At 42.1% G+C, this 12,255-nt stretch carries 12 protein-coding genes; 6 read left to right on the plus strand and 6 right to left on the minus strand.

Annotated elements, in window-relative coordinates; genetic code table 11:
- Positions 1-210 precede the first annotated feature (210 nt).
- From QZZ23_RS13875 to QZZ23_RS13885, 3 genes are all read left to right on the plus strand, one after another.
- On the plus strand, positions 211-351 hold the full coding sequence (locus QZZ23_RS13875; protein WP_292471295.1) for a hypothetical protein: 141 nt from the start codon (positions 211-213) through the stop codon (positions 349-351).
- Between the two features lie 41 nt (positions 352-392).
- Positions 393-1,571: a cysteine desulfurase gene (locus tag QZZ23_RS13880; protein WP_292471298.1), complete on the plus strand. Its 1,179-nt coding sequence runs from the start codon at positions 393-395 to the stop codon at positions 1,569-1,571.
- 198 nt (positions 1,572-1,769) lie between these two features.
- On the plus strand, positions 1,770-2,882 hold the full coding sequence (locus tag QZZ23_RS13885; RefSeq protein ID WP_292471300.1) for an ORC1-type DNA replication protein: 1,113 nt from the start codon (positions 1,770-1,772) through the stop codon (positions 2,880-2,882).
- 113 nt (positions 2,883-2,995) lie between these two features.
- Here the strand turns inward: QZZ23_RS13885 and thsA are convergent, their stop codons facing one another.
- Both thsA and QZZ23_RS13895 read right to left on the minus strand, forming a co-directional pair.
- Positions 2,996-4,645 carry a thermosome subunit alpha gene (gene thsA / locus QZZ23_RS13890; protein ID WP_292471302.1) on the minus strand — a complete coding sequence of 550 codons (1,650 nt, stop codon included), beginning with the start codon at positions 4,643-4,645 and terminating at the stop codon, positions 2,996-2,998.
- Between the two features lie 184 nt (positions 4,646-4,829).
- Positions 4,830-5,003, minus strand: a complete 174-nt coding sequence (locus QZZ23_RS13895; protein ID WP_292471305.1) for a DUF5350 domain-containing protein — start codon at positions 5,001-5,003, stop codon at positions 4,830-4,832.
- A gap of 167 nt (positions 5,004-5,170) precedes the next feature.
- Between QZZ23_RS13895 and QZZ23_RS13900 the strand changes: the two genes are divergently transcribed.
- A complete protein-coding gene (locus QZZ23_RS13900; RefSeq protein ID WP_292471307.1) occupies positions 5,171-5,872 on the plus strand; it encodes a YkgJ family cysteine cluster protein in 702 nt (233 codons plus the stop codon).
- 58 nt (positions 5,873-5,930) lie between these two features.
- Positions 5,931-7,064 carry an MFS transporter gene (locus QZZ23_RS13905; RefSeq protein ID WP_292471309.1) on the plus strand — a complete coding sequence of 378 codons (1,134 nt, stop codon included), beginning with the start codon at positions 5,931-5,933 and terminating at the stop codon, positions 7,062-7,064.
- A 3-nt stretch (positions 7,065-7,067) separates the two neighbouring features.
- Here the strand turns inward: QZZ23_RS13905 and QZZ23_RS13910 are convergent, their stop codons facing one another.
- Genes QZZ23_RS13910 through QZZ23_RS13925 form a run of 4 tightly spaced genes read right to left on the minus strand, consistent with a single transcriptional unit; the run spans position 7,068 to position 11,047 of the window.
- Positions 7,068-8,174, minus strand: coding sequence for a TIGR04013 family B12-binding domain/radical SAM domain-containing protein (locus QZZ23_RS13910; protein WP_292471312.1), 1,107 nt, complete (start codon positions 8,172-8,174; stop codon positions 7,068-7,070).
- 11 nt (positions 8,175-8,185) lie between these two features.
- Positions 8,186-8,590, minus strand: coding sequence for a DUF126 domain-containing protein (locus QZZ23_RS13915; protein WP_292471314.1), 405 nt, complete (start codon positions 8,588-8,590; stop codon positions 8,186-8,188).
- Positions 8,580-9,764, minus strand: a complete 1,185-nt coding sequence (locus tag QZZ23_RS13920; protein ID WP_292471317.1) for an aconitase X catalytic domain-containing protein — start codon at positions 9,762-9,764, stop codon at positions 8,580-8,582. Before QZZ23_RS13920 ends, QZZ23_RS13915 begins: the two co-directional genes overlap by 11 nt.
- Before the next feature lie 23 nt (positions 9,765-9,787).
- Positions 9,788-11,047: a UbiD family decarboxylase gene (locus QZZ23_RS13925; protein WP_292471320.1), complete on the minus strand. Its 1,260-nt coding sequence runs from the start codon at positions 11,045-11,047 to the stop codon at positions 9,788-9,790.
- A 262-nt stretch (positions 11,048-11,309) separates the two neighbouring features.
- Here QZZ23_RS13925 and QZZ23_RS13930 point away from each other — a divergent pair, with 262 nt between their 5' ends.
- Complete coding sequence (locus tag QZZ23_RS13930; protein ID WP_292471322.1) at positions 11,310-12,068, plus strand: DUF2971 domain-containing protein; 759 nt, start codon at positions 11,310-11,312, stop codon at positions 12,066-12,068.
- Positions 12,069-12,255 lie beyond the last annotated feature (187 nt).

The raw sequence follows: 12,255 nt of genomic DNA on the forward strand, positions 1-12,255 counted from the left end.
GAAAATGTTTTGTCTAATTAGAATGGAAGAGGTTGGGAGCTGATTAGATAACCTCCTCTAATATATATGTTCAAAAAGTAATATTTATATATGATGGGTGACTATATACATGTTTAGCCCGAAAACACCGATAAATATTATTAAAATGTGTATATTAATACAAGTGTTTAACCGGGTGAGAAACTTAAATGAGAGACAGGAGGTAAAATTATGAGAGACCCACAGAAAAATAGAAAGGTTGATTCCTTCAACGGCTGCCATGCAGTAGTCGGTGGAGTATCGGCAGATAAACTCGACGCCGAAGATATGGAGCTTTATCGCTTCATGGTTGGCGGAGTGCAGGCAAAATAGCCTGCAAAACCTATTTTTATATTCTTTGCATATTGGTTTGTATGTATGATGTTCTTACCATCAGGAAAGACTTTCCGGTATTAAACGAAGTTATATACCTGGATAATGCAGCTACAACACAGACTCCTGTACAGGCTGTATCTGCAATGCTAGATTATTTTTACAAATATGCAGCTAACCATGGTCGTGGTGCCCACAGACTTGCAAGGGAAACAACAAACCGCTATGAAGATGCAAGGGAAACGGTTGCATCATTTTTTAATATGGGTGTTGAAAAAACCATCTTCACAAAAAACGCAACCGAAAGTATCAATATCGTTTCCAGTGGCTTTCCCTGGCAACAAGGTGATCATGTTATAGTTACGCTTGTGGAGCATCACTCTAATTTGCTTCCATGGGTGCGTTTAAAAGAATCCGGTATTGATGTCACAGTTGTTAAACCTGATATTAAGGGCGTTGTAGATCCGGATGATATCAGTTCATCCATCAACGACCGGACACGACTTATAGCAGTGAACCATGTTTCCAATGTATTCGGCTCTATTCAGGATATTGGCGGGATAATTAACATAGCAAGGAAGAATGGTGTGAAGGTGCTGGTAGATGGTTCTCAGTCTGCCGGAAACATGCCACTAAGTATAAAGTCACTAGATCCTGATTTTTTTGTATGCCCTGGGCATAAGGGTTTACTTGGGCCCCAGGGGACTGGTGTGTTATACATAAAAGAGCCCGAAATCATTGAACCCTTATTCCTTGGTGGTGGAATGGTAAGCTCTGTAACCGATGACAGTTTTAAAATGGAACTCAGTCCTACAAAGTTTGAAGCAGGAACTCCCAACATTCCTGGTGTAATAGGCCTTGGACGTGCTGTGGAATATGTGAGTGAGATTGGTGTTGAGTCCATAGAAAAACATGAGGTCTCTCTTGCAAAGGAAACTGCCTTGCTTCTTGCTGAGCTGGATGGTGTTGAGGTCTATGGTCCAAAAGACCGGGCTGCAGTAGTATCTTTCAATGTAGTTGGGATGAATGCTCATGATGTAGCTATGATACTTGACCAGACACGTAGTATCTGTGTGAGAAGTGGTTATCATTGTGCAATGCCCAGTATCAATCACTTGGGCGTCAATGGCACTGTAAGAGCATCTTTTGCTTTGTACAACACTGAAGAAGAGGTTGAAACCCTGGTTAAAACAGTTTCAGAAATAACTTCACTTGTTTAGTTGGTTCAATATGGTTTGCTTTCATATATAGGATAAAAAGTGGGATAAAAGCAAAAAGTTATTATGCGTCGATAATTATATTAGTGTTGCAAGCTGACCACTTGCAGTACATGTTGGTTCCTGATCAGTTAATATTAGCTATATTTATAATTAAGGATCAGCAACAATCATTAAAAAGTGGTAAACGGGGAATTAAAAGTGAGCAAGGATGTGCTTCTGTGGGATGAGACTCTTTTTAGCAATGGAGAGATACTTGAGTTTGACTACCTGCCGGAGTATTTCGCACACAGGGATTCCCAGATGCAGGCACTTCGTTTTAGTCTGAAGCCTGCTTTGAGGGGTATGCGCCCGGTTAACTGCCTTGTGAAAGGCCCTCCCGGGACCGGGAAGACCACTGCAGTTATAAAGGTATTCAATGAGATGAAAGAATACACTGACAATGTTGTCTTTGTAAAGGTCAATTGTCAGATGGACTCCACAAGATTTGCTGTCGTTTCAAGGATATATGAGCAGCTTGTGCACATCAATCCGCCAACATCAGGTGTGGCATTCAGGAGGCTTTTTGAAAAGGTTATAAAGTATCTGCTGGATGCGAACAAGACTCTTGTGGTTGCACTTGATGATATCAATTATCTTTTTCCGGAAGGACATGCTGATGAGGTGATGTATTCTCTGTTAAGGGCACATGAGCAATATCCCGGGGCCAAAATTTCTGTAATAGCGATAATAAGTGATGTGGGAATTCCTTACAGTTTTGATCCCCGGGTTGGTTCTGTATTTTTGCCTGAGGAGGTTGCATTCCCTCGATATGAGCTAAGTGAAATTGCTGATATAATTGACAACCGTGCAAAACATGCTTTCTATCAGGATGTGGTATCTGATGAAGCAAAGGATAAGGTTGTTTCTTATGTGGGTAGGACTGGGGACTTGAGGATTGGAATTGATCTTCTGAAACGGTCTGGCCTTAATGCTGAGAGAAGAGCAAGCAGGATTATTTCTGTTGAAGATGTTGACAAAGCATATGAGGCTTCAAGACTGCTGCATCTATGCCGTAATATTAAATCACTTTCTGATCATGAAAAAACATTACTTGGAATGATTGCAAAGGATAACAGTCTGCAGACTGGTGAGCTCTATAAATCGTTCCATGAAATCACCGGACTTGGGTATACCCGGTTTTATGAAATCATTGAAAAAATGTATGCTTCAAGACTCATTGATGCGGATTTTTCTGGTAAGGGTACGCGTGGGAGAACTCGATATGTAGCTCCTGTCTATGACTCAAAAGACATACTCAAATGTCTTGAGTAATCTCATTTTAAACTTAATCACAGAAATCATATTCAAAAAAAAGCAGTTTTGCGCAGAGTTCAGAAGAACCTGCGCAAATGAGTTTGTGTTTATATTTTATTATTTTTGGATATTTACATATCCATGCCGCCCATCATTCCTGGTGGCATGCCGCCTGGAACCATGTCTTCTGCGGAAGGTCCTGCGGATCCCTGTCTGGATGCGATAATATCATCGATCCTGAGAATCATGACTGCGGATTCAGCAGCTGCGTTGATTGCCTGGGTCTTTACTCTAAGTGGCTCAACTACGCCTGCTTTCCACATGTCGATTACCTTTCCTTCGTAGACGTTCAGGCCTGCTGTCTTCATGCCCTTCTCGTGGTGTGCACGAAGTTCCATGAGCATGTCGATTGGGTCAAGACCAGCGTTTTCAGCAAGGGTTCTTGGAATTACTTCAAGAGCTTCTGCGAATGCCTTAACTGCAAGCTGTTCTCTTCCGCTGAGGGTTGCTGCGTATTCCTGAAGTCTGAGTGCAACTTCAACTTCCGGAGATCCGCCGCCAGCTACAAGCTTCTCATCTTCGATTGCTACACCAACTACTCTGAGTGAGTCGTTGAGTGCTCTCTCAATGTTGTCGATAACGTGCTCTGTTCCGCCACGGAGGAGGATTGAGACTGCCTTTGGATTGACACATCCTGTGACGAAGGTCATTGGGTCGCCGCCAATCTTCTTCTCTTCAACGAGTTCTGCCTTACCCATGTCAGCATCTGTTATCTCATCAACGTTTGTGATAAGTTTTGCACCGGTTGCTCTTGCAAGTTTCTGCATGTCACTCTTCTTGACACGCCTGATTGCGAAGACGCCTGCCTTTGCAAGGTAGTGCTGTGCCATGTCATCGATTCCCTTCTGACAGAATACGACATTTGCGCCGCTGTTGACTACTTTCTCAACAAGGTCCTTGATCATTTTCTCTTCCTGGTCAAGGAAAGACTGAAGCTGCTCAGGTGAGGTGATTGATATCTCAGCATCTACTTCTGTGTCTTTAAGCTCGATTGCCGTGTTGATAAGTGCGATCTTTGCGTTGGCTACTTTCTTTGGCATGTTAGTGTGGACACGTTCCTTGTCAATGATCATCCCTGTAATAAGCTCGGATTCCTCGATACGTGCTCCGACCTTCTTCTCGATCTTGATGTTGTCCATGTCTACCTTGCCATCTTCATCAACAATGCTTATAATAGCATCAACTGAGATGTTTGCAAGGACTTCCTTTGTTGCCTCTGCACCCTTTCCAGTCATTGCTGTACCGGAAATATTTAACAGCATTTCTCTGTCATTTATGGTAACGGACCTTGCGAGTGCTTTAATTATCTCTCCAGCTTTCTGTGAAGCCATTCTGTAACCGGATGCGATGATTGTTGGGTGTACATCCTGCTCAATAAGCTCTTCTGCCTTCTTGAGAAGCTCACCAGCAATTACAGCAGCTGTGGTTGTTCCGTCACCGACCTCATCGTCCTGGGTCTTGGCTACTTCCACGATCATCTTTGCTGCAGGGTGCTCAATGTCCATTTCTTTAAGAATGGTTGCACCGTCGTTTGTGATGACTACATCTCCGAGACTGTCTACAAGCATCTTGTCCATTCCTTTTGGTCCAAGTGTTGTTCTAACAGCTTCAGCGACTGCTTTAGCAGCCATGATGTTGTTGCTCTGTGCGTCTCTGCCTCTGGTTCTCTGGCTTCCTTCTCTTAATATGAAAATTGGCTGTCCTGCCATCTGTCCTGCCATAATTGTCTATCCTCCTATGTGTATGAAATTAGAATGATATTTGTTTTAGGTCGTTTTTTAATGTTTGTAGTTCTATATAAGCGTATCGGATATGCGCAAAGAAATAATGAACTCCGATCAAACTAAAAAAACAAATATAATTGCAAGAAAAAGAATAAAAAGTGTTAATGATAAGTGAGCTAACTCACTTTACAAGTGCTTTTGGAGATCTGCGAAGGAATCTTCTCTTAGCACCTGATGATGAAAATCTCTGTGCTGGTCCTGGGTGTGCTTTCCCTGCTTTTGATTTCTGAACCTTAATTGCTCTGCCGTTACGTCCTTTTACTTTTACCCATTCAATGCTGCCTGTCTTGCCCATGATAAATCCTCTTGATAATATTAATTGTAATTTTTAAGTTTAACCTAGATATATAATTCTAGTCGTGAGTTTACTTCTAGACGTAATGCTCATTATTAAAGGTTGCGGAAAATCGGACCAAAATTGCTTTTAGAAAGCAGAGATTATGGCAGTTATTATATTAGGAGTTGATCGAGGTTACTTCACCAATTGAGAAACAGCTTAAAGCATTAAACGATGAGCTTAAGTGTGTACAGGATTACCCAATGGATAAATTGCTGTCCATAATACAGGAAGTTGGTTTTGAATGTGATTTTTGCGGACGCTGCTGCACCCGGGAATTCAATGATCATGTTTTCCTTCTCACCGCTGATTCAATCAGAATAAAGGACTTGTCTGCGGATTCTCTGGAACCCGCTCCTTATTATGAGTTATGCGACCAATATGGGCACTTTTATGTTTCCGGTTATGCACTCAAAATAAAAGAAGATGGTTCATGTACCTTCCTTAATGGTAATAGATGTTCTATCTATGAACAGCGTCCTCTGATATGCAGTCTCTTTCCTTACATGCTGCATCGCGAACCAGATGAGGATGGCAATGTTGACTGGAGGCAGATAGGTGGAATAGGTCTGCATGGGTGTTATCACACAGAAATCAGCGATGATGAGTCTAAAGAGATTGCCCTACAGATAAAATCCTATGAAACAGGATTTCTTATGCAGGTAATAGAATTCTTCAAAAAGACAGAAGATCATTTCACAAGAAACGGTCTCAAACATGTGCAGAGTGTTTATGACAGGGAAATGAGGAAGTTCAACAAAGGTGAGGAAATTACAGTCTTTGTTTTATTCAATGGTGACTTCATTGAGCATAAGGTCAAAAAATGATTACTCGTTTAAGCTGAAAAAATGATGTATTCGGCAGAAAGGAAAACTGAATCTTCCGTTGATCTGTCTTGTTGCATTCTTTTCAATGTCATCCGAGGCTTTGCATGCCCCTGTACTTCCGTTTATGGTTGAACCGCTGAACCCATCCCGTGAAGCTCTTGGTCTTGTACTTGAAATGTACACTTTCTCCACAGTTCTCTTCATAATCGTTGTGAGTTTTATCACTAACCGTGTGGGCCGCAAGAATATTCTTGCCCCTTGCCTGCTCTTAAACGGAGTTGCCGGTGTTGCATGTTACTTCTCAACAGATATGACAACACTTCTGGCTTTTAGTTTCGTCCAAGGTATTGGAATAGCAGGAATGTTGCCCATTGCCATGACAATGGTAGGGAAACTCTACACAGGTCTTGACAGGGTCAATGCCATGGGGACGATGAGCATGATCACTGGTATCGGAGCAGTGTCTGCACCGCTGATTGGTGGTATACTTGCTTCCTATGCATGGAATGTACCATTTCTCTTCTATGGTCTCAGCATTCAGCTTGCTATTATCGTTGCTTTTGCACTTCCAGAAACGAATTCTCATGAGAACAGAAGCAAAGACAAACAGTCTATAATAAAAGCTCTTGCAGAATTCAGGATACTTAATACTATTATACTTAGTTTTTCCATTTTCTTCCTGCTTTATACAATGGTCATCTACGTTCTGTTCATACTCAAGGACAATTATGGTTTCACTTCAATTCAGGCGGGACTTGCACTTGGGGTCGAAGGCATAGCAATGGCAGGTATCTCTTCTCGTGCACGGTCGTTTTCAGCAAGGTTCGGGAAACGAAAGCTGTTAATGGCAGGATTTGGCATGACAGGACTATCTCTGGGCGGTCTCATATTCGCTTCCTCTCTTAATCAGATACTAGCTCTGCTACTCGTATTCGGTGCAGGTTTCGGGATGGTGCAGCCCCAGCTTAACACTCTTGCAACCCAGGTAGCTCCGCCTGGGATGATGGGAGGCATAGTATCAGTGTTTAATATCATGAAATACGCAGGACAAACCGCAGCCCCACTTTTGCTTGCGGTTGTATTGTTCCATAGCGATATACAGATAGTCTTTGCTACATCATGCAAGTTTGCATTTGTGGTTGCATTTTCAACATATTCCTCCAAGGATATCTATGAGAGGCTGGATGGATGATATTCATTCCCATGAACCCGTAACTTTTCCTTCCAACGCCATTTTTCCCATTACTTTCCTGTAACGGTTACTGACGGGTGAAGTCGTGACATTTGCATAAGGTGTATCCGGAAGTGGTGTAAGATAATGTGAATGAACATGACCGCCCTTTTTGCATATCCACTGAATGAGTTCAAGACTCATTTCTTGTTCTTCTTCCGTCTCATCAGGAAATCCTACCATGAAATCCACAATCGGGGTGATTCCATGATTAAAACAGAGTTCAATGCTTCGAACAACGTCATCAACCGTGTGTCCTCTCAGGATACTTCTGAGAATCCGGTCACTTCCGGACTGTGCACCCAGGCTCAATTTGGTATTGGTGCAGTATTTTGTGATAAGTTCCAGCGACTCGTCAGTGACGAATTCCGGCCTGACTTCGGAAGGGAAGGTTCCATAATATATCTCTTTTCCATCAATACGGTGCAGGGTGGAAAGCAATTTCTCAACCTTGTCAAGCCTTGGATGGATGCCGTCACTTCCGTATGCAAGGGCATTGGATGAAGTGAATCTAAGATCATTGTAATGTTTTGCAAAACTGACTATTGAATCAATACTTCTATGCCTAACCTTCCCTCCAAATAGTCGAGGTGTCTGGCAATACTTGCACCTGAAAGGGCATCCTCTGCTTATCTCAAGGGGTGACCTAAGGATATTTGGGTCAAAGCATGGATACTTATCAAGGTCAACGGGGTCTCTTTTGTCAGTGAGAGTGGTTTTGCCATTAGCGTCCTTATAGGCTATTCCCTTTACCTGGGAAACATCTTTGCCCGAAATTATAGTATCTATTAGTTCAGGTAACGTTTCTTCTCCTTCTCCAACAACCACGTAGTCAAAAAACTCTAATGTTTCCTCGGTAGCACCAGATGGATGCGGTCCGCCTGCTATATAAATAGAATCAGTACTTGCCTTATTTACTTCCCGAAAGATAGATTCAGCCTGTCTGGTGGCAAAGCTGTATATCATTATTCCATCATGGGGTTCTTTGGCCTGTAAAGCACCTGGAACAAGGGGAGCAAGCGCCGCAAGGCTGTATGCATTCTTCTTATTCCAGCGAAAAGAGACATCCATGAATTTCAATCTCAAATTGTGTTAATCTCTACAAAGGAATCTGAGCTGTTCACGATTACTCTGTCACCGTTCTTTAAAATCTCAAACGGATCTGTTTCCAGCCTGTCCACAAGAGGGATTTCTGATATTATGGCTCCCACTGCCACAATAGGTTCTGATTCAAGATTTATCATTGCAGCAGGTGCAACATTGTTCTTGAAAAGTTGATAAATGACATATGAGCCTACAGTAGAACCTTTTCCATGTGGGAATACAAGGACCTTTCCGGCAATGGACTGTCCGTAGAGCTCGTGCTGGGGTTCAACGACCTCCCCTGTCTCAGGGTCAATGTTACCAAGGAATGATATTGCATCGTGTGTCAGGAGTACTTCGCCTTTTGCAACGCCTCTGGAAATGGTTCTGCAACTAATCTTCATCGATGACACCTGCCTCTTTGATACAGTCCTCTATACTCGCATACTTCGCGGCTACTTTACACATGCTTGGTACGTAGGCAAGCGCCTTTCCTGAATTCACAGTTATGGACACGTACTTGTTCGTGGCAGGCGATACCACCATACAGGTGTCACACACGACCTTTGCACCGCTTTTCTCGATCCTCTGCACAAGGTCAGGATAACGTTCTGCAACTTCCCTTGCAGTGCAGACCCACATTTCTTTTTGAAGTTTCTTTCCGTCAACGAGTAGTGCTATCTTTTCCAGTTCTTCAGGGGAGCAGTGTGGACATCCTACAGTTACTATTTCACTTGACAGTATGTCTCTGTTAGTTTCATAAACCTCGTCTATCTGTCCTCTTTCAACAGGAATGATCTCATCAGGTTTAGTGAATTTGTTTCTGGCAGCCTCAGGCGTGATACCTTCTATATGATAGAGTGCCACAGCCCCAGATGCTGCAAGTGCTGCACCGAGAGATTTCATCTCATCTTTTGAAGGTTCGTTCTTCATATAAAATATGGGCACCCTACTTCCCACAGTTTTTCCGATAACGTAACCAAGGGCGCCGTAATCAGATCCTGAAAGATTGCAATCGACTTCCACGGCAATTACAGGTTCCCTCATCTCATCGAGATGGTATCCGTAATTTGCAGTTTTTCCCACAAGCGCAGCGGAGAGGGCTGAAGGTCCGCCTTCACGGTTTGTCCTTGCACCTATCACAGAGTTTGCATAGGATACTGCTGAGGACTCGCTCCATGCGATATGGTCATCCAGTTTAACGTCAAACCCTTCAAGATAATAAGGTGTGCATGTACATTTTGTCTGGATCCCAAGTTTTGAATAAGCTTCTATGATATCTTGTTGTTTCTTTGCAAAAACCGGGTCGATACCCATCTCTTTCCATCTTGTAATGTCCATTCCGGCAGGGTTGAGTATTGAAGGTATCTTCACTTTTCCCTCAAGGTCGGAGACCCATTCAAGACCTGCGTCTCCCATTGTCTTATATGATACTCCTGCTATCTGGGCGCTCTTTACAGGTATGAGTCTGTCAGCACCGTAGATATCTCCCAGTGCAACAAGGATCTCTATTGCTTTCTGGAGACTACGACCGTATTCTCCTTCAAGGGTCTTTTCTTCTTCTGCTGTAAGATACATTTTATCCCACTGTTTCCTTAAGGTTATTCCGGCATTTTTGCACGTTCGAAGTTCTGAGCTTCTTTTAGCACCTTAGTTGCATCAATACCCATTTTGGTCGTGGTTCCATCAGGTGCTCCTCTAGGGTCGAGTGAACTTCCTCTCACGTTTGGTATTATCATCACGTCCATGTCACCCTTAACCCTGGTAGCAATGGCAAATTCAACGTCATTTAGGTCGAAGATATCTATGTCCTCATCGACCACGACCACGTGCTTCAGGCTGGTGTGTGCTGCAAAGGCTGCCATGATGGCATTCTTACCGTCACCTTCGGTTTGTTTTTCGATCTGCACCACTGCATGCAGATAGCAGCAGCCACCTTCTGTGAGCACCACGTTCTTTACGGTGGTGACTTCGCTCACAGCGTTGAATATCCTTGGTTCGTAGGGAACGCCCATCATCAAAAGGTGTTCTGGTCCTGCAGGAAGTATTCCATGGTAAATAGGGTCTTTACGATGCAGTATTCTGGTTATATGTATGACAGGTTCCTGTCTCACAAGGTCGTAGGTGCCTGTGATGTCTACAAATGGTCCTTCATCCACTCTTTCCTTCGGGTCGATGTAACCTTCAAGAACTATCTCTGCATGCGGCACTTTTATACCGTTGCTGCATTCGAAGAGTTCCACAGGTTTACCACGAAGCGCAGCAGCATAGTGGAATTCCTTTCCTGCAGGTACGCGTGTTGTGGATGCGAAGGTTACTGTTGGCTCAGCACCAATTACGATTGCTATAGGGAGTTTTTCTCCTTTGTCTGATGCTTTCTTGTGCATTACATAGCTGTGCCTCGGAGCTACAAGACGTGCGGCAAGTCGTGTTTTGTCCACAACAAGAAGCCTGTGGATAGCTGCATTCATCACGCCTTCGTATTCTGTGACGACAACCCCCGCTGTGATGTAAGGTCCAGCATCTTTCTCGAAATGTGTCATTATAGGCAGTTTGGTAAGGTCCACCTCATCCTCGATGACTTCCATGGTAGGTGAATGCTCAACGACAACGACCTCACCATCAGGAGATACTTCCGAGAGTCTCTTGATAATCTTGTCCTTGTCCACACCGAACATTGTTGCAAGTTCATCCCTTGAACCGAGCACGTTCATGATGGCCTTGTTGCCGTCGATGTCATGGAACAGCACCGTTCCGGGTGTTTTCTTTGCAATACGTGGTGCCTCGAACACCTTTGAAACAGGCTCTGTGATCTCAACAAGTTTCCCGTTCTTCCTGAGCTGGTCGATAAATTCCCTCATGGTATCATCCGTGTAAAAGTTGTAATATATTTGTAATCTCATTTTTGGGCTAGAATATGAGCCAATTATATTTGAATACATATACTAAAAACGATTTGTGCTAATCTCTGCTTTAATCTAGTTTGAACAATACATTCTCCAATTTCTAGTTAATAGTGATTATTTCTTACGAAATTTATTTTTTATTTATCGAAACAGATAAACTACAAGTGACATATATGATAAAACTCAAAAGAGAACTTTTAATTATGAAGGTATATTTGTGTATGAAAATCATTCAACATTTGAGATTTCTCACGATGGCTCAACTAAAATATGGAGATACATAGATTTTACTAAATTCGTATCTATGCTGGATAAAAAATCCCTCTTCTTTTGCAGATCTGATAGACTATCAGATTCTTTTGAAGGGTCGACTACAAAAGCCAATATCAAATCTAGGCAAGAGATGTTTCGTCAACATGAGGATTACATCGATGACATATTGCAAAGACATAGCGAATCCTGTAGAGAATATCGTAATAAAGTCAATGTTAACTGCTGGCACATTAATAATTATGAATCAGCAGCAATGTGGAAATTATATCTAAAAAGCAATGAAGGTATTGCAATCCAGACAACAATCAATCGATTAAAAGAGAGTTTCAAAAATACTTCCAAACCTGTTTTTATTGGAGAAGTAAAATACATCGATTACGACAACGATCATATTCCTGAAAATAATATTATTTACTCTTATTTACATAAAAGAAAAAGTTTTGAATATGAACAAGAGCTAAGAGTGATTTATCCCTTCATGGATCTAGTTGGGCCTGATGAGAATGGGGTATTATTTTCTTATGCCAAAATAGATGAGATGGGATATTATATAGAAGTGGATCTAGATATCCTCATTGATAAAATATTTGTATCACCTGTAGCTCCTGAATGGTTTTGTGATTTAGTAAAATCTATTCTAGAAATGTATCATATAAATAAAGAAGTTGTGCGTTCTAATTTAGCGAAAGACCCCATTTATTAATAATTCCGGTGTAAAATAAAACCTTGCTTAACTCTAGAACTAATGTATGCTTTCTTCTTTTTTATTCACTAACAAAATCAAGCTTCTAATCTTTTATTGCTAGTATTGGTTTTACAAGATTTACAGCTTCATCCCAAGTTTGACAGTTTTCACTTTTAGTTAAAGAGAATGTCTTCTTTCTCGACCA

Source organism: Methanolobus sp. (genome assembly GCF_016278385.1).
Classification (GTDB): Archaea; Halobacteriota; Methanosarcinia; order Methanosarcinales; family Methanosarcinaceae; genus Methanolobus.

What these genes read in the sequence shown, in the direction of transcription:
- QZZ23_RS13915 (WP_292471314.1), bottom strand. Translation starts at nt 8,590, where the DNA reads ATGAAGATTAGTTGCAGAACCATTTCCAGAGGCGTTGCAAAAGGCGAA.
- QZZ23_RS13925 (WP_292471320.1), bottom strand. Translation starts at nt 11,047, where the DNA reads ATGAGGGAATTTATCGACCAGCTCAGGAAGAACGGGAAACTTGTTGAG.
- QZZ23_RS13910 (WP_292471312.1), bottom strand. Translation starts at nt 8,174, where the DNA reads ATGGATGTCTCTTTTCGCTGGAATAAGAAGAATGCATACAGCCTTGCG.
- QZZ23_RS13895 (WP_292471305.1), bottom strand. Translation starts at nt 5,003, where the DNA reads ATGGGCAAGACAGGCAGCATTGAATGGGTAAAAGTAAAAGGACGTAAC.
- thsA (WP_292471302.1), bottom strand. Translation starts at nt 4,645, where the DNA reads ATGGCAGGACAGATGGCAGGACAGCCAATTTTCATATTAAGAGAAGGA.
- QZZ23_RS13875 (WP_292471295.1), top strand. Translation starts at nt 211, where the DNA reads ATGAGAGACCCACAGAAAAATAGAAAGGTTGATTCCTTCAACGGCTGC.
- QZZ23_RS13920 (WP_292471317.1), bottom strand. Translation starts at nt 9,764, where the DNA reads ATGTATCTTACAGCAGAAGAAGAAAAGACCCTTGAAGGAGAATACGGT.
- QZZ23_RS13880 (WP_292471298.1), top strand. Translation starts at nt 393, where the DNA reads ATGTATGATGTTCTTACCATCAGGAAAGACTTTCCGGTATTAAACGAA.